The following is a 17,363-nucleotide window of genomic DNA, read 5'->3' as shown; positions in this document are numbered from 1 at the left end:
GCGCGGATCAGCGTGGCGCGCGTACCCACGGCGCCAGTACCCGCAACCAGCGCGGGTGCGAACTCAGGGTAAAGGCCACCAGCAGTGATGCGCCGGTCACGGCCATCACCCATACCAGCGTCGCCATGGTGGCGTGATCCACCGTCAGGCACAGGGCCAGCACGACGACTATCCCGATGCCGCCCATCCAGCGCAGCAGGCGTGAACTGGTGGCGGACAATGCGGTTCCCCACACCTGTTGCGCGTGCACCTGCATGGAAAGCGCCAGCCAGCCCATGCTGACGACACTGACCAGCAAGGCGCACGCCAGCAGCCATGCAGCGTGGGTGGACTCAGGCATGCGCGGCTTCTCCACTGGTCTCGCGACGCTGGCTCGCCACGGCCCGCTGGCCCAGCTTGCGCGAGACGACGAGCGCGATCACCGCGGTCGCCAGCAATGACAGGTCGATGCCCGCCACCGGCCAATAGCCGGCTGACAGGGTCTTCAGCAGGTGATCGCCGGTGGTGATCCAGTTCAACGCCACCGCGGCAAGCGCAAACACCACGATCGCCCAGGTCTGCTCGCGCCATGCCGGATTGGTCAGGCCCTTCGAAACCGCCGCGCTGCGCCAGCCCGCATGCAGCAAGGCCAGCACCCAGGTGGCCCAGAACGCGTAGCGCTCCCAGTCACCGCGCAAGGGCAGGTTCTCCGGCAGCAAGCGGTTGGCGATCAGGATGCCCAGCGCCGCCAGCACCATGCCCGTCACCGTCGTCACCGCGAGTGCGTCGACGATGCGCGCGCCCTGGCTGCCCTGCAATGCGTGCTGACGCTTGCGCTTCTCGACAAAGAAGATGAAACCGGTGGCGATGCACACTGCGCCGGCCAAGCCGCCGAGCACGTACATCCAGCGCAACAACCAATGGCGGAAATGCTGCAGGTGCAGGCCGGTGAGGAACTCGCTGACCCGGCCCACCGAGGTGGCCGGCGGATCTTCACGGATCAGTGCGCCGGTCGATGCGGTGTAATGGATGCCATCGCCCACCAATGCGATGCGGTCGGTACCCGCGCGATACACGCTGACGTAGCCGTTGGCGTCGCCCACATGCTGCAGCACCAGGAAGCCGACATCGCCGGCCTTGTCCTTGGCCGCCCAGCGGCGCTGCGCGTCGGCCACCATCGCATCCACCGAGGCCAGGCCTGCGGCGACGCCGGCGCGCTCATGCGGCAGGCCGGTTTCCTGCGCTTCCACCTGCTCGTGCAGGTCATGCAGGTCGTGCAGCTGCGTATGGCCGACCGGGAAGTAGTAGGTGGTGGCGAAGATCACCAGCCCGGTGAAGGCGAAGAAGAAGTGGAACGGCAGCGCCACCACGCCGGTGAGGTTGTGCAGATCCAGTGTGCTGCGCAGACGCGCCTTGCCGGGGCGGAAGGTAAAGAACTCGCGGAAGATCTTGCGATGCATCACCACGCCGCTAACCAGCGCGGCCAGCATGATCAGCGCGGAGAAGCCGACAATCCAGATGCCCAGGTTTTTCCAGTCCAGGGTCAGTCCGTAATGCAGCGGGAAGAAGAAGCCGCTGCCGATCTTCAGGTGATCATCGGGAATGAGATTGCCGTTACGCGGGTCGATCGTCGCGTAGGCCCAGATCGCTTCCTCCGGATCCTTCGCATTCGGCACGTCGTAACCCGCGAATATAGCCAGTACCGGATCGCGGTGCGTGGTGTAGGCACTCCAGCTTTCCACCGTCTTGAAGGTTTCCGGCATGGCTCCGTTGACGCGCGGACGCATGTCGTCGATGGCCTGTGGTGTCGGCTGCATGCGCTCGAACGCCGGCCGCAGCACCGCTTCGAACGACGGCATGGGCTGGGGTTCGTAGCGGGTGGCGGGAATCGACCAGCGATCGAATTCGCGATCAAACACCGACAGCGCGCCGAAGAAGAACGCCGCCATCAGCACAAAGCCCAGCACCAGACCGAACCAGGTGTGCAGCCAGGCCATCGCCTGGCGAAAACTATTCATCATGGCATCAGCCTCCGATCAACCACGATTGCACGAGTGACCCGATGGCGGCCATCAGCAAACCACCGCCCAGCATGACCGCCCACACCACCGCCAGACGGCGCGCGGCGAAGGTCCACAGAAATACCACCAGATAGGCCAGCAATCCCATGAGCCCGCCCATGAATTCGGCGTCGTGGAATTCCAGCCCGGCGGCGAACATCAGGCTGGTGACCGCAGCCACCGTGCCCCAGGCGAACGCATAGCCACCGAACACCGCGGCGCACACGCGCGCGGCGATGCGCAGGCGCACGGCGCGGGAAGTGGAGCTCATGACCGGGTTGCTCGACATGGCGTTCGGCTAGTCTCTTGTCGTGGATCGGAGCGGATGATCAGAACCGCCAGTTCAGACTGAGGGTGTAGTTGCGCGGTGCGCCGTAATAGCCGCTGTAGCGCAACGTGTTGATGTATTTCTCGTCGCCGATGTTGTTGACGTTCAAGCGCAGCGTGGCGTTCGGCACAAAGTCCCAGGCGACGAAGCCATTGAACACCGCATAGCTGTCCTGTCGCACGACGAATCCATTGTTTTCCTGGTTCGAGATATCGCTCTGCCAGCGCGCGCCCAAGCCATACGACAGCGCGGCGTAGCTGGGCAGGCGTGCGCTCAGCAGCAGGTTGGCGGTGCGGCGCGGGACCCAGCGGAATGTGTCGTCGCCATCCCGGCCCGTCAGCTTCAGCGCGGTGGCGCCGACCACCAGGTCTACGTTGTCACTGATCTTGCCGGTCGCTTCGAATTCGACACCCTTGGATTCCACGTCCACGGGCACGTAGTAGTACTGGCCATGCTGGTTGTAGCCCTCGCCGGTCGCCAGGCCATCCTGCTCGGCCTTGAAGACCGCCAGCGTGGTCAGCAGGCGCTTGTCCAGCCAGTCGGCCTTGACGCCCACTTCGTAGTTGCTGCCCTTGGTGGGATCCAGGTACATGCCGTCGACGTCGGTCTGGCTTTGCGGGTGGTAGATGTCGGAGTAGCTGACGTAGCCCAGGATCTGCTCGTTGAAATCGTAGGTCAGGCCGGCGTACGGGCTGGTGTGGCTTTCGGTCTGATCGAAAGCAGCGCCGTAGCTCGCGCCATCGCGGTGGTACTCCGCATAGTTGAAACCGAGCACGCCCTTGAAACGATCGGTAAAGGAAAGATGGGTGGCGCCGAACGCGCGCTTCAGGCGTTGGTTCAAGCTGCCGTACAGCGAGAGCGCGCCCCACTCCGGCTCGGGCACCACGTTGCCGGCCCAGGGGAAACCAGGCATCTGGATGTAGCCGTACTCGTTGCCGCCGGCGTAGATCGCCTCGGCGTATTCCCAGTTGTTGGCTTCGCTCTTGGCCCAGCTGACACCGAACATCACTTCCTGGTCACGGCCCAGCCATTGGAAATGGCCGTTGATCGTGGCAGTGCCCAAATGCGCCGACATTTCATCATCGCCACGCCAGGGATAGCCGAACAGTCCCAGGTTGCTGCCGGGTTCCAGGCCAGTGGCGTTGTAATCGATCGCGTAGAACAGCTTGGTCGCGTTTTCGACGTCGCGGTAGTTGTAGGAGAGCTTGAGCTGCCAGTCTTCGCCGAGTCGGTGGGTGTATTCGGCAAAGGCGTTCTGGGTGGTGGTATCCCAGTTGGTCCAATCCTGGGTGGTGGAGGCGCTGCGATCCCACTCGGCCTGGGTGCCGTCGCTGTACATGAAACCCAGCGCGCCCCACATGTTGCCGTTGGTCTGGCCCTTCTGCCAGGAATAGCCCACGGTCAAGGTGCCGTTGTCGCCCAGCTGGCCGTCGACTACGCCGTAAAGGAAGTCGCGCTTGTCGTCCTTGCCGCGCAGATAGGAGTCGCCTTGCTCATGGGCGGCGACCACGCGCCCGGCCCAGGTTCCGTCGGCGATGAAAGGCGTGGAATAGTCGACTTCAGCGCGCGTCGTGGCCCAGCTGCCATAGCTGATGCCAACCAAACCCTGCGCATCGTTGGTCGGACGCTTCCGCACGTAGTTGATGGTGCCGGCGGCGTTGCCCACGCCGGTCAGCAGGCCGTTGGCACCGCGGATGACTTCCAGCTTTTCATAGCCGAACGTATCCATGGCGCCCGTCACCACACCCCAGTCATTGGGCAGGCCCACGCCGTCGATCTGCGTGTTCTCGATATCGAAGCCGCGCGAGGTGAAGGTGGTGCGGTTGGTTTCCCATTCGTCCACCTGGATGCCGGTGGACAGGCGCAGCGCCTCGTTGAGGCTGTCGGTGCCGAACTGCTGCATCTGCTCGTTGCTCACCACGCTGATCGACTGCGGGGTGTCCTTGATGTCCAAGTCCAGGTTGGTGGCGCCATTGCTGACGCGTTCGGCGCGTTGGGCCACCACCAGCACCGAGTCCAGCTCGGTGGCCGTATCGGCCGTCGCGCTCGGACCGCCCGACGCTTCTTGCGCCATCAGTGGACCTGACACACAGGCCAGCGCCAGGCAGATCGACAGCGGCAGGCGGCCACGGACGACCGGGAGCAACGAAGTTTTGCGCAAGGGCGCGGCATGCAGGTTTTGGGGGGACATGGGGTCTGGGAGTGGGCTGGAAAACAGGCAGGGCATAGCCGCACGCACGGGCCGCGCCGCTCCAATCGAGCAAGGCGCGAGGCCATGTGCGTGCCGTCAGGGGCACCAGAAGTGTGACAATTAAATGCGAATGGTTCGCATCTTGCAAGCCCCGCATCGCTGGGCAGCGATTGCGCGGAAGGGTCTTCCCTATGGCCGAGGCTCCCGGGTGGCGGCCCGGAGGCCGCGCCGCATGTGGCGAAAGTTCCCCATTCAACCGCCTAATTTATGTACTACTCAGTTTGGTATTCAGTGTGAGTTGAAGCACGTAACGGATAATTCACATCACCAGCAGCGAACGGGCACTGCCTTCAGCGCTGGGTTGGATACCTAACAATTACAAAGAGGTTTGAACACATGAAGAAGTCCTTGCTTGCCCTGGCCCTGGTTGCTGCTGTCCCGTTCGCCGCATCCGCCGCCGATGGCGTCTCGTACAACTATGTGGAAGGCGGTTACACCAAGACCAATGTTGACGGTCCGGATTCCGACGGTTGGGCGTTGAAGGGCTCGGTGGCCATTGCCCCGAACTTCCACCTGTTCGCCGATTACAGCAACCAGGAAGTGGACAACGTCAATGTCGACTTCGACCAGTGGCGCGTGGGCGTGGGCTACAACCACGAGTTGTCCAAGCGCGTCGACCTGCTGACCCGCGTTGCTTACGAGAAGGTCAAGACCGACAGCTTCCACGTCGGCAATGTCCGCGTGCCGGGCTTCAGCGCTGATGGTTACAGCGTGGAAGTGGGCGTCAACAGCGCGCTGACCAACAACCTCAACGGCTACGCGCTGGCCGGTTATGAAGACGGCGACGACTACGACGGTGACTTCTACGGCCGCCTTGGCGCCCAGGTGAAGTTCACCCCGAACTGGAGCGCCTCGGCCGACGTCAAGATTGTTGACGGTGGCGACGCCCAGTGGTTTGTCGGCCCGCGCTTCAGCTGGTAATCGCTACACGTTTTACCGCGACGTGACCCTCTCTCTCCCACGTCGCACCGAAGCCCGGCCATTGGCCGGGCTTCTTCTTTGCGGGAAATGAAAAAAGCCGGCTTGCGCCGGCTTTCTTCATGGCCTTACTTGAACAGCGTTTCCGGATACTCCGGCTTCTGCTCACGCGCAAGCAATTGCTGAAGACCCGCAGCCGGGGTCATTTCGCCGTGCAGGACCGCGCGCACGGCGCTGGAGATGGGCAACTCGATGCCGTTGCGTTCGGCCTGACGCATCACTTCGTCAGCGGCCTGCATGGATTCGACCACCTGGCCAATCTCGCGCACGGCATCCTGGATGGACTGCCCGCGTCCGAGCGCAAGGCCCAGACGGCGATTGCGCGAGAGGTCGCCGGTACAGGTCAGCACCAGATCGCCCAGGCCGGCCAGACCCATCAACGTTTCAGGCTTGCCACCAATCGCAGCAGCCAGTCGCAACATCTCGTTGAGTCCACGCGTGATCAAACCAGCGCGCGCATTCAGGCCTAGCTGCATGCCATCGGACACGCCCGTGGCCACGGCCAGCACGTTCTTCATGGCGCCGCCGAGTTCCGCACCGACCATGTCATCGCCGGTATAGGCGCGGAAGGCCGGGCCGTGCAGCACTTCGGCCATGGTCTGCGCGAAGGCGGCATCGTGGCCATGCACGGTCACCGCCGTAGGCAGGCCCAACGCGACTTCCTTGGCGAACGAAGGACCGGTCACCACCGCCAGCGGCACGTCGGCGCCGAGGATTTCCTCCGCCACTTCGTGCAGGAAGCGACCGGAACCGGGTTCAAAGCCCTTGGTCGCCCACGCCACGCCGGCCTGCGAAGGACGCAGGGGCGCGAGCAGACGCAGGGTCTCGGTGAAGGCGTGCGATGGCACGACCACCAGCACCAGATCGGCATCCGCCAAGGCGGTGGCCAGATCGGCAGTGGCGCGCAAGCTGTCAGGCAAGGCGATGCCTGGCAGGTAGCGTGGATTCTCGTGCTGCTGATCGATGGCGCCAATCACGGCTTCATCGCGTCCCCACAAGGTGACGCGATGGCCGTGGCGTGCCATCAGTGCGGCCAGCGCGGTGCCCCAAGAGCCCGCACCGAGGACGCCTATGCGCAAGGCGTCGCTCACTGAATCAGCCATGCATCACCCCCATCGGCGCAACGGGCGCCACGACGGGATTGTGCCCCATGGAATCAGGCGTTGCCTGCCGGTTCCGTGGTCGCCAGCGATTCACCGCCGGCCTGCTGGGCCGAGCGCTGACGCAGGGTTTCGGCGTACAGGGCTTCGAAGTTGATCGGCTGCAGGAAGAACGGCGGGAAGCCGCCGGCCTGGACCAGGTCGCTGACCAGCTGACGCACGTACGGGAACAGGATGTTCGGGCACTGGGTGCCGAGCAGCACGTCCACGGCCTGCGGGTCCAGGCCCATCAGGCCAAAGATGCCGGCCTGCTGCACTTCGGCCACATAGGCGGTCTTGTCGCCGGCTTTGCAGGTCAGGGTTACGCCCAACACCACTTCAAAGGCGTTGTCGTTCAGGCGCTGCACGCGCTGGTTGAGGTTGAGCTGCAGGTCCGGCTGCACGTTCTCGGTGAAGATCGCCGGTGCGCCCGGAACCTCGAACGAAACGTCCTTGACGTAGATCTTCTCGACGGTGAATGCGACGGCGTTGTCGGCCGGCGCCACTGCGCCATTGGTGGTTTCTTCGGACATTTCGTAACTCCGGAAATTCGGTTGAGCGGAAAAAGAGGGTGATTATCTCACGTCATGGAGACGTGACCGCGCTGGTTCAAGGGTGGTTCAGCGGCCTTTGACCAGCGGGAGATCGGCTTGCTGCCAGGCGGCAATGCCACCTTCAAGCCAGTAGACCTGGGTGAAGCCGGCCTTTTTCAGCCGCTTGGCGGCATCGGCCGAGGCGTTGCCGGCGCGGCAGACCAGCACCACAGGCAGGTTCCTGGCCGGCGCCAGCAGCTTGTTCTCGGGATCGAACTGGCTGGAGGTGACGTTCCGGCTGCCCGCGATGTGGCCTTTCTCGAAGTCGGCGCTGGCCGACAGGTCCACCACCAGGGCGTTGTCGCGGTTGATCAGCGCGGTCAGTTCGGCCGGACGCAGAGCCTTGTAGCCGCGGAACAGGCGCGCCACTTCGGTGAAGAGGAGGGCCACGGTGACGACCACGAAAATCGAAGTCAGCAGCGGGCTCGAGGCCGCAAAGGCCTGCAGTTTGTCGAAGTTCACAGGGAGGCGGGAATCAGGGTAAACCGCGATTGTCGCACAGGGGCCGGCTTATTCGCCCTTCCAGAAGTCCGGCAGGCCACCGACCACCCACCAGCGCTTGGCCTCGTCATCCCAGCGCCAGCGCTCGCGGTAGCGCACGGTCCGTTCGGCCTGGGTGTGCTTGTTGATGATCCGCACCTCCACCGACCGCACCACCGTGCCGTCAGGCTCCATGCTGGTATTCATGTCGCGGTAGCCCGACACCTGGATCTGCTCGAAGCGGCTGAGTTCGAACTCGCCCACCGGGTGTTCCTCGAGCCAGGCCGGGTCGAGGAAATTGACCGCGCCCTCGAAATCGCCCCAGCGGATGGCGGCAGCGTAGGCGTTCTGGGTTTCGTCCAGCTTGCCTTTCTGGCGGGCGTCGGCCTGGCCCAGCACCAGCATCAGGACCAGCAAGGTCGCCGTCTTCAGCAAAAGTCGCATCGTCATCTCCCCCCGGGTCGCGCCATCCTACCTTTTCGCAATCGCCACGAAGCGCCCTTCCAGGGTGGTGGCCTGCCCGCCTTCAGGCAGATCCACCCAGGCACGGACCTGGATGCGCGCCCGTCCGCGCTGGCGCAGCGTCGCCAGGAAGCTATCCCAGTCCTCACCCTCGGCCCACTGGGCCCGCGCCAGCAGGTCGTCCCGCAAGGGGGCCAGATAGCGGATGGCGCTGTCGGCCACGTAAACCTCGGCCTGTTCACCGGCCAGATCCAGCTGCATCGTCACCAGGCCCCAGCCGGCCACGGTCATGATCGAGGTCAGGCTGCCGCCAAAAGCGGTGCCCTTGTCGTTGACGTTGGCGCTCAAAGGGGCCTGCAAGCGCAACTGACCGGCTTCGAATCCGGCTACCGTGACCTGCATCGCCGCCACCGGTGGCATGCCGCGGCAGTAGTCCGCCAGTTTTTCCAGCGCGTGCGATACATCCATCGCAGATAATCCGCCCATGACCGATACGAAGAACGAGGGATGGTACGTGATCTCCCTGCGCGCCAGCGGCGATCATCAGGCCCTGCGCCGAGCGGCGGCACGCCGCGGCGCGCGTCTGCTGGCGCTCTCGCCCTGGCGCATACAGGCACGTGCTGATGAGGCCACGCGCACTGCGCTGACCAGTGCGCTGCAGGCCGAGCGAGTGCTGTTCACCAGTCCTGCCGCGGTCGATGCGGCCGCCGGGCTGGAGACGTTGACAGCCCGTCGCGGGCAGCAATGGCTGGCGGTCGGGTCCGGCACCGCCCAGGCCCTGCACCGGCGTGGCATCACCGACGTGGTGCACCCTTCGCGCATGGATAGCGAAGGCCTGCTGGCCATGCCCGAACTCCAGCACCTTGAAGGCAGCCAACTGGGTTTCGTCAGCGCGCCCGACGGTCGCAACCTGCTCGCGCCGAGCTTGGTCGCACGCGGTGCGCACGTGCTGCGTGCCGATGTCTATGCGCGCCACGACATTCCGTTGCTGTCCACCGCGCTGAACAAGTTGCAGAACCTGGCGGCGCCTGCCTGTGTCCTGATCAGCAGCAGCGGCGCCCTCGACCGGGTGTTGCAGCAACTGCCCGCGCCCGCACGCGCGGCGTTGCTGGCCCGTCCCGCGGTGGTCGCCAGCGAGCGCCTGGCCGAACACGCCCGGGTCAGCGGTTTCCGGGAGGTGCTCACGGCGGCGGGTCCGAGGCCCGTCCAGTTGCTCGACGCGGCCGCGACGCGAACGCGCGCCGCAATCCGCTAGCATGAGTCCGCCGCCTGCGCGGGCGACAACCCTGGATGTGCGTGTGAACGAGGCAAACGTGGCCCCACCTTCGACCCACCGAGGCCGTGGCGTGGCCGCGTTGATCGCCGTGTTGTTGCTGTTGGCGATTGCCGCCGTGGCGTGGCGCTGGTGGAGCCAACGCCAGGCGCAGGAGCAGGCGCAGTCGATGGAGACCGCCCAGCAAATCGATGCGCTGGATCAACGTCTGGATTCGGTTCGCCGCGATCAACGCACCTTGACCCAGCGTGTGCAGGATGCGGCGGCCACCAATCGCGTCCTGCGCGATGAAGTGCTCGGCCTGGGCCAGCGCGGCGCGTTGCTGGAGGAGAGCGTCGCCAAGCTTTCCGACCCCTCGCGCCATGGCGCGCAGGCGCTGCGTCTGGACGAAGTCGAATTGCTGCTGTCGCTCGCCCAGCAGCGTTTGCTGATCGCCGACGATCTGGAGGGCGCCCGCCGCGCCTACGCGCTGGCCGCTGGCGCGCTCGACGGGATCGATGACCACCGCCTGCTCAACCTCAAGCAGGTGCTGCAGCAGGAGCGGCAGGCGCTGGACGCGCTGGGCCCGGGTCCGCGGGCGCAGCTGGAGAAGCAACTGGATGCCTTCGCGCTGTCACTGGATGGGTTGCCTACCCGTACACCGGCCGCTTCGCAGGCTGCTTCCGGATCCGCGTGGCAGCGTTGGCTTGCGCCGTTGGTGCAGGTGCGCGCTAGCCGCGACGCCGCCTTTGTTTCGCCCACGGATCGAGGCGCGGGCGAAGCGGCGCTGCGCATCGAAGTGAGCTTGGCGCACGCCGCACTCGAACGCGATGATCGCGCTGGCTTCGATGCCGCGTTGACCCGCATGGATCACTGGTTGCTGCGGTTGTGGCCGGATTCACCGGACCTGCGGCAAGGTCGGGCGCAGCTGGCCGCGCTGCGCAAATTGCCATTGCGTGCCGAGTCACCGGTGCTGGGCAGCACGCTGCAACAGTTGCGTTCGCTGCGCAACGCCGGGGTGGCGAGTCGCCCCCTGCCATCGACGACGAACCCTGCCGTGCCCCCGCCAGTGGAGACGCCGGAGCAGACACCATGAAGATCTTCCGCACCACGGTCATCCTGCTGATCCTGCTGGCCATCGGCGTGTTTGCCGCGCAGTGGCTGGCCAATGAACCCGGACGCGACCTGGGTCGGGTTTTCGTGCAGTTTGGCGGCTACGACTGGGAAACCGACGTCCCGCGCGCCTTGCTGACCTTGCTGCTGGTGGCCTCCGCCACCTGGCTGGCCTGGAAGCTGATCACGCTGCCATTCCGCGCCTGGCACCGCTACCGGCGCAAGCAGGCGCGCGCGCGCTTGATTGAAGGCCTGGACAGTCTGCATGCGGGCCATTGGACACGTGCGGAGAAACTGCTCGAGCGCGCCGCCGAAGACCACGAGGTGGGTGCGATTGCACGCGTCGCGGCCGTGCGCGCGGCCGACGCACGTGCCGATGGCGCCGCGGCACAGCGCCATCTGGTGGCATTGCAGGAGCGCAGCGCCACCGCCCATGCCCTGTTGGTGGCAGACCGCGCCTTGGCGGCGTCGATGCCGCTGGAGGCCTTGACGGCGCTGGACGCAAGCGACGCGCAACCGCTGCCGCCGCGCGGTCTGGCCTTGCGCGCCGAAGCGCTTGCCGCGCTGGGGCGCAGCGGTGAAGCCTACGGACTGCTCGGTGCCATCAAGCAGCAACAGGCGTTGCCGACTGATCGCGTCACAACGCTGGAATCGCGCCTGGCGGCGCAATCCGTTCGCGAAGCCGGCGACGCCAATGTCCTGGCCGAACGCTGGGAAACCCTGCCCAAACCGCTGCGCAATGAACCGGCCGTGGTGGCCGCGTACGCCGAGCGCGCTGCGGCGATGCGTTGGGACGATGCCGCCGTCCGCAGCCTGGAGTCAGCCATCGACACGCGCTGGGACGAATCGCTAGTGCGCTTGTATGGCGACCTGCCCGTGGCCAAGGCCGACTCGCGCCGTGCCAGTGCGCAGCGTTGGCTGCAGGCGCACCCGGCCAGTCCCGCCCTGCTTGTCACACTGGCCAAGCTGAGTCGCCAGCAGGGCCAGTGGCCGCAGGCGCAGGAATTCCTGCATCGCGCATTGGCGCAAGGCGCGAGCGCTGAAGCGTGGGAAGAGCTGGGCGATGGCTTTGCCGCCGCCGGCGACGACGGCGCTGCGCAACGCTGCTACGCCAACGCGCTGCGCGTGCGCCGTGGCCAGGCAGCGGTGGAGCTGCCGGGCCGCGACATGCGACAGAAGATCTTCGACGAAGCCGTCAGCGAAGAACGCGACGAACACGGCATGCCGCGTCTGCGCGGTTAGCGCTCCAGAATCGCCACCACGCCCATGCCGCCGGCGGTGCAGATCGAGATCAGGCAGCGACCACCGCCGCGTTCCTTCAATTCCTTGGCGGCGGTGGCGACGATGCGCGCGCCGGTCGCGGCGAACGGGTGGCCGGTGGCCAGCGAGGAGCCGTTGGGGTTCATCCTGGCCGGATCGATCCTGCCCAGCGGTGCATCCAGGCCCAGGCGGTTGCGGCAGTAGTCTTCGCTTTCCCACGCACGCAGGGTGCACAGCACCTGCGCAGCAAAGGCTTCGTGGATTTCGTAGAAATCGAAATCCTGCAAAGTCAGGCCTTGGCGCTTGAGCATTTCCGGCACCGCCACGGTGGGCGCCATCAACAGGCCTTCGCCATGCACGAAATCCACCGCGGCCACCTGCGCGTCGCGCAAATAGGCCAGGGGCTCGTGGCCATGCGCGCGCGCCCACTCTTCGCTGGCCAGCAGCACCGCGGCGGCGCCGTCGGTGAGCGGAGTGGAATTGGCGGCGGTCAGGGTGCCGCGACCAGAGATCTTGTCGAAGGCCGGCTTGAGTGTGGCGAGTTTTTCCAGCGAGGTATCCGGACGCAGGATGTTGTCACGCTCCATGCCGCGGAACGGCGCGATCAGGTCGCTGAAGAATCCGCGCTCATAGGCGGCGGCCAGCTTGCGGTGCGAGGACACCGCCAACTCATCCTGCGAGTCGCGCGAGATGTTCCATTCCTTGGCCATGTCTTCGCAGTGATCGCCCATGCTCTTGCCGGTGCGCGGTTCGGCCACGCCGGGGAACTCGGGCTTGAGCTCGCTGAACTTGAAGCCTTTGACCAGCGCCTTGAGCTTGTCCTGGGGCGTCTTGCCACGGTTGGCGGCGAGCACGCGCGCACGCAACTTCTTGCCGTACACGATCGGCACGTCGGAGGTGGTGTCCGAGCCGCCGCCGATGCCCGAGTCGATCTGGCCCAGCGCGATCTTGTTGGCCACCGTGATGATGCTGTCCAGGCTGGTACCGCAGGCGCGCTGCAGGGTGATGCCCGGGGTCAACGGCGACAGGCCGGATGACAGGGCGGCCTCGCGACCCAGGTTCCAGTCGCTGGAATGCTTGATCACCGCGCCCATCGCCACTTCGCCCAGCTGCTGGCCGTGCAGGCCGAAGCGCTCGACCAGCGCACCCAGCGTGCGCACCGACATGCCCAGGTTGCCCACATCCGCATAGGCCGTGTTCTGGCGGCAGAACGGAATGCGTACGCCGCCGAGAATGGCGACGGGACGGGCGGCTGGCATGGGAAACCTCATCGAAAGTGGGGAAAGCTCGGAAGCCGCAGCAGCGGCAGGCATAATGCCAGTGTAATCCGCCCCTCCATCACCGCCAAACGCCGACATGACTGATGCATCACATCATGTGAAGGGATTTCTTGCGCTGGAACTGTCCGCGGGGGGATCTCCCACCGTCAGCGCACTGCGGCCGGCCGATGCCGGTGCGCTGGTGGAGCGTCTGGGCCGCGATCTCGCCGCGCTGGTGCCGGGCATCCGCGAGCTGGACCTCAGTCTGGCGGCCGCACACTTTGATCCCGCCGAGGCACTGCGTCCGGGCTGGCCGCTGCATCGGCGTCTGGAAGAGCTGTACCAGCGCGCGCCGGGGCGCAACAGTGGCCCGCGCATGATTGCCTTTGGCGCCGATGAAAGCGGCGACGTGCCCATGCCCTTTCAGGCCAGCGAGGATCTGCACGGGGGCGCGCTGCGCGTGTTGCCCTTTCTGCTGAGCGGTTCGGATGCGGCTGCCCTGGCCGACGTCGCCGATCAGCTGGAGGCCGTGTTGCTGGAAACCGGCATGGCGCAGGCCGACACCGCGCTGTTGGCGCAACAGTCGTTCAACGCGCGGATTGAGCACGCCCGCTATCTGACCCTGCACGACCTGGCGGCGCTGACCGCAATGCAGTACGGCCATGGCGGGCTGGAAGCGCTGTGGCCGGTGATCGAGACCGCGCTGCTGGCGCCGCAGCAGGAGGCATGGCTGGATCACTTGCCGGAGCCGTTGCTGCGCTATGCCGATGGTGAGGTGCGCATCGCCCTCTTCGAGCCGACAGCTTGGCGCCAGCGCTATGCGCCGGAAGAGCAGACCGATGAACGCCTGGAACGCGCCTTCGGATTTTTCCAGGCGCGCCAGCAGCAGTTCGCCGCCGTGCTGGATGCACACGGCATACCGGTGACGTTTGCGCATTGCCCGGCCACCGCGGATCCGCGTGGCTGGCTGGTCGACTGAAGCGAACTCCCCTACCGCATTCGGAAGGGGAGCCACTGCATCACGCGTTACTCGGTGACCGCAATCACGCCGCACGCCACGCGCGCACCGGCATTGCCGGCGGGTTGGCTGGTGTAGTCATCGGGCGAGGCATGCACCACCAACGCACGGTTGGCGATGTCGTTGGCAGCGCCTCCGCCCAGCGTCACGCCCATCACGTGCACGCTGACGCGCGCCACGCCTTCGGCATCCGCCACGATGTTGTCCATGTCACCGGCGTGGTGCGCACCGCCACCCGCGCGTCCGTGACCACTGCCTGCAGGATTGAAGTGCGGACCGGCGCTGGTGGCGTCGGCGGCGCTGCAGTCGCCCTTTTCGTGCACATGGAAACCATGCGTGCTGTTGGCCGGCAGACCGCCGACCACGCCGGTCAGGTGCACGCCATCGCCCATCGGGGTCAGCGTGATCTTTCCGCTGACCAGGCTGCCCGATGCCGGGGCGAGATTGGCGATGCCCTGCTTGGCCGTGCTGCCTGCAGGAGCCGCAGCGGCAGGCGTGGGCGGCGGTGAACTGCCGCAGGCGCCGAGTACCAGGGCCGAGGCGGCGGCGAGCAAAACAATACGCATGGTTGTCTCCTTTCAGAACGCGTGAATGCGACAACGTAACCGCGCTGTCATTCACGCGCAATGAAAGCCTCAGCGGCGCTTGCGACCCGGCCCCAGTTTGCGGGTCACCGTATTGCGGCCCACACCGAGGCGCGCGGCGGCTTCCGCGCGCCGGCCATGGGTCATCTGCAGGGCCACTTCCAGCAGGATCCGGTCCAGCTGCTCGCGCGCTTGTGCGTGCACGCCTTCGGCGCCGTCGGCCAGGCGCGTGCGCGCCCACTCGGCCAGATGTTGTTCCCACGCGGCGCCATGACCACTCAGGTGGCCGGCGCGGGTCAGCACGGCGTCGAGATCGGCCACGCTGATTACATCGGCAGGCGCCAGTGCGGCCAGCCGCCAGCAGACGTTTTCCAGTTCGCGCACGTTGCCTGGCCAGTCATAGGCCTGCAGGCGCACCAGCGCCGGCCCGGAAAAGCGCTTGCCGGCGATGTCGAGTTTGCGGGTGGCAGCGGCAAGGAAATTCTCCGCCAGCTGCGGCACATCCGCCAGACGCTCGCGCAAGGGCGGCAGCTGCAGGCGCACGACATCCAGGCGATGCAACAGATCGGCACGGAAGCGTCCATCGGCCACCTGTGCTTCCAGGTTCTGGTGGGTCGCGGCGATCACGCGCACGTCCACGCGGATCAGTTCGCGCCCACCGACGCGGAAGAACTCGCCCTCGGCCAGGACGCGCAGCAGCCGCGTCTGCAAGGGCAGCGGCATGTCGCCGATTTCATCGAGAAACAAGGTGCCGCCATCGGCTTGCTCGAAGCGCCCGATATGGCGCTTCTGCGCGCCGGTGAACGCGCCGGCTTCGTGGCCGAACAGTTCGCTTTCCAGCAGTTCGGCGGGGATCGCGGCGGTGTTCAGGGCGACAAAGGGTTTGCGTGCACGCGGCGATTCCTGGTGCAGCGCGCGCGCCACCAGCTCCTTGCCGGTGCCGGTTTCGCCGTTGATCAACACCGACAGCGGCGCCTGCGCCAGCCGACCAATCGCGCGGAACAGCGCGCGCATCGGCGGGGTGTCGCCGATCAACTGCGGCGGGCCTTCGTCAGCGGCGGCGGCCACCGGCGTTGCGGTATCGATGGTTTCCTCGGCATCGGGCAGCGTGCGCGCGGCCAGGGCGACGGCGTCGTCGAGATCGAAAGGCTTGGACAGGAACTCGTGCGCGCCACCGCGGAACGCGCCGGCGGTGCTGGACACATCGGTATAGGCCGACATCACGATGACCGGCAGCTGCGGATGCGAGGCCTTGAGCTTGTCCAGCAGGACCAGGCCATCGTCGCCGGGCATGCGCACATCGGTGAACAACAGATCCGGCGCGCCGCGCGCACTCAGCGCCTGCAACACGGCGCTGGCGCTGTCGAAACCGTCGACGTTGTAGCCGGCATCGCGCAAGGCAGTCGCCAGCACGAAGCGCACGGAACGATCGTCATCCACCACCCAGATGCGTTGCGCGTGGTGGCCGCCGGCGACGGAGACATTACTGGACATGGGAATTTCGCTCCTCGTCGCCTTCCACCGCGCGTGGCAGCAGCAGGGTGAACACGGTATGCCCGGGGCGCGAGCGGTAGCTCAACGTGCCGCGGTGTTCGCGCGCAACCTGCTGTGCCAGCGCCAGACCCAGGCCGGTGCCTTCGGCGCGGCCGCTGACCAGCGGCAGGAACAGGTGTTCGGCCAGTTCGTCGGGAACGCCTCGGCCGTCGTCGATGATTTCCACCCGCAGCGCCATCGCGTGCAGATGATCGTGGATGCGCGAGCCGTGTTCGACGCGGGTGCGCAGGGTGACCGTGCTGGCGCCGGCTTGAATGGCATTGCGCACCAGGTTCCAGACGGCCTGGGTCAGGCGATCCGCATCGCCCGGCAGTTCGGGCAGGCTGGGGTCGTAGTCGCGCTGCAGGCGCACCGACCAGCCGCCTTCGTTCTCGGCCAGGCGCAGCACCCGCTCCAGCACCACGTGGATGTTCAGCGGCGTGTGCGGACGTTGCGGCGCGGGTGAGAGCAGTTGCTCCAGCAAGCCGTTGAGGCGGCCAATCTCGGATTCGATCAGGGTGATCAGTTCGCGCTCGTCGTCATTGTCGTTGCGCAGTTGCGCGCGACGCGACAGCAGTTGCGCCGCGCCTTTCAGACCGGCCAGCGGATTGCGCAGTTCGTGCGCCAGGCCCTTGAGGGCGGCGGTCAATGCGCTGGGCAGGGCCAGGCTGGGATCCACGCCCGGGAATTCGTCCACCGGATGGCATTCCAGGATCCAGCCGCCGCCTTCCAGCCGTGACAGCCAGCCTTCGGCAAAGCGGGGTGACTCGCCCGGCATGCCCAGCGCCATGCGGTGCAGGCGCAGCACGTCGCGATCGGTGTTCTCCAGGAAGCGGGCCATCGCATCGCCCTCTATTTCCAGCGCCGCCAATGGCTGGCCGAGCAGGCGCCGGGCGCTGACTCCCATCCAGCGGGCGAAAGCGGCATTGACTCCGCCGACGTGGCCGTCGGCATCGGCCCAGGCCACCGCCGTACTCAGCGCGTCGGTGCTGGGTTCGTTCGACATGATGCGTTCGTAAGGCGCCGGGGACGACATTGCACCAGTTTAGTGCAATGCCGTCCCGCAGCGGTGGG

General features: G+C 66.2%; 18 protein-coding genes. 5 read left to right on the top strand and 13 right to left on the bottom strand.

Annotated features, from left to right (window positions below; all coding sequences use genetic code 11):
* Window positions 1–7 precede the first annotated feature (7 nt).
* Genes B5X78_RS09955 through B5X78_RS09940 form a run of 4 tightly spaced genes read right to left on the bottom strand, consistent with a single transcriptional unit; the run spans window position 8 to window position 4,558 of the window.
* A complete protein-coding gene (locus tag B5X78_RS09955; protein ID WP_079724237.1) occupies window positions 8–340 on the bottom strand; it encodes a DUF3325 domain-containing protein in 333 nt (110 codons plus the stop codon).
* Window positions 333–2,000, bottom strand: a complete 1,668-nt coding sequence (locus B5X78_RS09950; RefSeq protein WP_079724236.1) for a PepSY-associated TM helix domain-containing protein — start codon at window positions 1,998–2,000, stop codon at window positions 333–335. The genes B5X78_RS09955 and B5X78_RS09950 overlap by 8 nt, the downstream gene beginning before the upstream one ends.
* Window positions 2,001–2,004: 4 nt before the next feature.
* The gene (locus B5X78_RS09945) at window positions 2,005–2,310 is read right to left on the bottom strand and encodes an iron uptake protein (RefSeq protein ID WP_079724500.1); all 306 of its coding nucleotides are present in this window, start codon (window positions 2,308–2,310) and stop codon (window positions 2,005–2,007) included.
* Between the two features lie 58 nt (window positions 2,311–2,368).
* The gene (locus tag B5X78_RS09940) at window positions 2,369–4,558 is read right to left on the bottom strand and encodes a TonB-dependent siderophore receptor (RefSeq protein WP_229730905.1); all 2,190 of its coding nucleotides are present in this window, start codon (window positions 4,556–4,558) and stop codon (window positions 2,369–2,371) included.
* 396 nt (window positions 4,559–4,954) lie between these two features.
* Between B5X78_RS09940 and B5X78_RS09935 the strand changes: the two genes are divergently transcribed.
* Window positions 4,955–5,539, top strand: a complete 585-nt coding sequence (locus B5X78_RS09935) for an OmpO family porin (protein WP_079724235.1) — start codon at window positions 4,955–4,957, stop codon at window positions 5,537–5,539.
* Window positions 5,540–5,664: 125 nt separating this feature from the next.
* Here B5X78_RS09935 and B5X78_RS09930 read toward each other — a convergent pair whose 3' ends face one another.
* From B5X78_RS09930 to B5X78_RS09910, 5 genes are all read right to left on the bottom strand, one after another.
* Window positions 5,665–6,699: an NAD(P)H-dependent glycerol-3-phosphate dehydrogenase gene (locus B5X78_RS09930; RefSeq protein WP_425478703.1), complete on the bottom strand. Its 1,035-nt coding sequence runs from the start codon at window positions 6,697–6,699 to the stop codon at window positions 5,665–5,667.
* Window positions 6,700–6,752: 53 nt separating this feature from the next.
* The gene (gene secB / locus B5X78_RS09925; RefSeq protein ID WP_079724234.1) at window positions 6,753–7,268 is read right to left on the bottom strand and encodes a protein-export chaperone SecB; all 516 of its coding nucleotides are present in this window, start codon (window positions 7,266–7,268) and stop codon (window positions 6,753–6,755) included.
* 87 nt (window positions 7,269–7,355) lie between these two features.
* Window positions 7,356–7,790: a rhodanese-like domain-containing protein gene (locus B5X78_RS09920; protein WP_079724233.1), complete on the bottom strand. Its 435-nt coding sequence runs from the start codon at window positions 7,788–7,790 to the stop codon at window positions 7,356–7,358.
* A 48-nt stretch (window positions 7,791–7,838) separates the two neighbouring features.
* Window positions 7,839–8,252, bottom strand: coding sequence for a hypothetical protein (locus B5X78_RS09915; protein WP_229730903.1), 414 nt, complete (start codon window positions 8,250–8,252; stop codon window positions 7,839–7,841).
* Between the two features lie 27 nt (window positions 8,253–8,279).
* Window positions 8,280–8,738, bottom strand: coding sequence for a YiiD C-terminal domain-containing protein (locus tag B5X78_RS09910; protein WP_079724231.1), 459 nt, complete (start codon window positions 8,736–8,738; stop codon window positions 8,280–8,282).
* Window positions 8,739–8,754: 16 nt separating this feature from the next.
* Between B5X78_RS09910 and B5X78_RS09905 the strand changes: the two genes are divergently transcribed.
* Genes B5X78_RS09905 through B5X78_RS09895 form a run of 3 tightly spaced genes read left to right on the top strand, consistent with a single transcriptional unit; the run spans window position 8,755 to window position 11,877 of the window.
* Window positions 8,755–9,525: a uroporphyrinogen-III synthase gene (locus B5X78_RS09905; protein WP_079724230.1), complete on the top strand. Its 771-nt coding sequence runs from the start codon at window positions 8,755–8,757 to the stop codon at window positions 9,523–9,525.
* Window positions 9,526–9,568: 43 nt separating this feature from the next.
* Window positions 9,569–10,618 (top strand): uroporphyrinogen-III C-methyltransferase, encoded by a 1,050-nt coding sequence (locus tag B5X78_RS09900; protein WP_425478717.1) that lies wholly within the window; start codon window positions 9,569–9,571, stop codon window positions 10,616–10,618.
* A complete protein-coding gene (locus tag B5X78_RS09895; RefSeq protein ID WP_079724228.1) occupies window positions 10,615–11,877 on the top strand; it encodes a heme biosynthesis HemY N-terminal domain-containing protein in 1,263 nt (420 codons plus the stop codon). Before B5X78_RS09900 ends, B5X78_RS09895 begins: the two co-directional genes overlap by 4 nt.
* On the opposite strand, the gene B5X78_RS09890 is transcribed toward B5X78_RS09895, so the two are convergent.
* On the bottom strand, window positions 11,874–13,154 hold the full coding sequence (locus tag B5X78_RS09890; RefSeq protein ID WP_079724227.1) for an acetyl-CoA C-acetyltransferase: 1,281 nt from the start codon (window positions 13,152–13,154) through the stop codon (window positions 11,874–11,876). The genes B5X78_RS09895 and B5X78_RS09890 overlap by 4 nt on opposite strands.
* Before the next feature lie 97 nt (window positions 13,155–13,251).
* On the opposite strand from B5X78_RS09890, the gene B5X78_RS09885 reads away from it, so the two are divergent.
* Window positions 13,252–14,133, top strand: a complete 882-nt coding sequence (locus B5X78_RS09885; protein WP_079724226.1) for a hypothetical protein — start codon at window positions 13,252–13,254, stop codon at window positions 14,131–14,133.
* Window positions 14,134–14,180: 47 nt separating this feature from the next.
* Here B5X78_RS09885 and B5X78_RS09880 read toward each other — a convergent pair whose 3' ends face one another.
* The 3 genes from B5X78_RS09880 to B5X78_RS09870 form a co-directional block, all read right to left on the bottom strand.
* A complete protein-coding gene (locus B5X78_RS09880; RefSeq protein ID WP_079724225.1) occupies window positions 14,181–14,738 on the bottom strand; it encodes a superoxide dismutase family protein in 558 nt (185 codons plus the stop codon).
* Window positions 14,739–14,807: 69 nt separating this feature from the next.
* A complete protein-coding gene (gene ntrC / locus B5X78_RS09875; protein WP_079724224.1) occupies window positions 14,808–16,250 on the bottom strand; it encodes a nitrogen regulation protein NR(I) in 1,443 nt (480 codons plus the stop codon).
* On the bottom strand, window positions 16,240–17,295 hold the full coding sequence (locus B5X78_RS09870) for a two-component system sensor histidine kinase NtrB (RefSeq protein WP_079724497.1): 1,056 nt from the start codon (window positions 17,293–17,295) through the stop codon (window positions 16,240–16,242). Before B5X78_RS09870 ends, ntrC begins: the two co-directional genes overlap by 11 nt.
* Window positions 17,296–17,363: the final 68 nt, after the last annotated feature.

Source organism: Pseudoxanthomonas indica, assembly GCF_900167565.1.
Classification (GTDB): Bacteria; Pseudomonadota; Gammaproteobacteria; order Xanthomonadales; family Xanthomonadaceae; genus Pseudoxanthomonas_A; species Pseudoxanthomonas_A indica.
This window is presented reverse-complemented; position numbering and strand designations above follow the sequence as displayed.

Excerpts from the sequence above, each read along its gene's own strand:
- B5X78_RS09885 (WP_079724226.1), top strand. The coding sequence starts at position 13,252 with ATGACTGATGCATCACATCATGTGAAGGGATTTCTTGCGCTGGAACTG.
- B5X78_RS09915 (WP_229730903.1), bottom strand. The coding sequence starts at position 8,252 with ATGCGACTTTTGCTGAAGACGGCGACCTTGCTGGTCCTGATGCTGGTG.
- B5X78_RS09955 (WP_079724237.1), bottom strand. The coding sequence starts at position 340 with ATGCCTGAGTCCACCCACGCTGCATGGCTGCTGGCGTGCGCCTTGCTG.
- B5X78_RS09890 (WP_079724227.1), bottom strand. The coding sequence starts at position 13,154 with ATGCCAGCCGCCCGTCCCGTCGCCATTCTCGGCGGCGTACGCATTCCG.
- B5X78_RS09930 (WP_425478703.1), bottom strand. The coding sequence starts at position 6,699 with ATGGCTGATTCAGTGAGCGACGCCTTGCGCATAGGCGTCCTCGGTGCG.
- B5X78_RS09895 (WP_079724228.1), top strand. The coding sequence starts at position 10,615 with ATGAAGATCTTCCGCACCACGGTCATCCTGCTGATCCTGCTGGCCATC.
- B5X78_RS09945 (WP_079724500.1), bottom strand. The coding sequence starts at position 2,310 with ATGAGCTCCACTTCCCGCGCCGTGCGCCTGCGCATCGCCGCGCGCGTG.
- B5X78_RS09880 (WP_079724225.1), bottom strand. The coding sequence starts at position 14,738 with ATGCGTATTGTTTTGCTCGCCGCCGCCTCGGCCCTGGTACTCGGCGCC.
- secB (WP_079724234.1), bottom strand. The coding sequence starts at position 7,268 with ATGTCCGAAGAAACCACCAATGGCGCAGTGGCGCCGGCCGACAACGCC.
- B5X78_RS09905 (WP_079724230.1), top strand. The coding sequence starts at position 8,755 with ATGACCGATACGAAGAACGAGGGATGGTACGTGATCTCCCTGCGCGCC.
- B5X78_RS09935 (WP_079724235.1), top strand. The coding sequence starts at position 4,955 with ATGAAGAAGTCCTTGCTTGCCCTGGCCCTGGTTGCTGCTGTCCCGTTC.
- B5X78_RS09910 (WP_079724231.1), bottom strand. The coding sequence starts at position 8,738 with ATGGATGTATCGCACGCGCTGGAAAAACTGGCGGACTACTGCCGCGGC.
- B5X78_RS09870 (WP_079724497.1), bottom strand. The coding sequence starts at position 17,295 with ATGTCGAACGAACCCAGCACCGACGCGCTGAGTACGGCGGTGGCCTGG.
- B5X78_RS09940 (WP_229730905.1), bottom strand. The coding sequence starts at position 4,558 with ATGTCCCCCCAAAACCTGCATGCCGCGCCCTTGCGCAAAACTTCGTTG.
- B5X78_RS09950 (WP_079724236.1), bottom strand. The coding sequence starts at position 2,000 with ATGATGAATAGTTTTCGCCAGGCGATGGCCTGGCTGCACACCTGGTTC.
- ntrC (WP_079724224.1), bottom strand. The coding sequence starts at position 16,250 with ATGTCCAGTAATGTCTCCGTCGCCGGCGGCCACCACGCGCAACGCATC.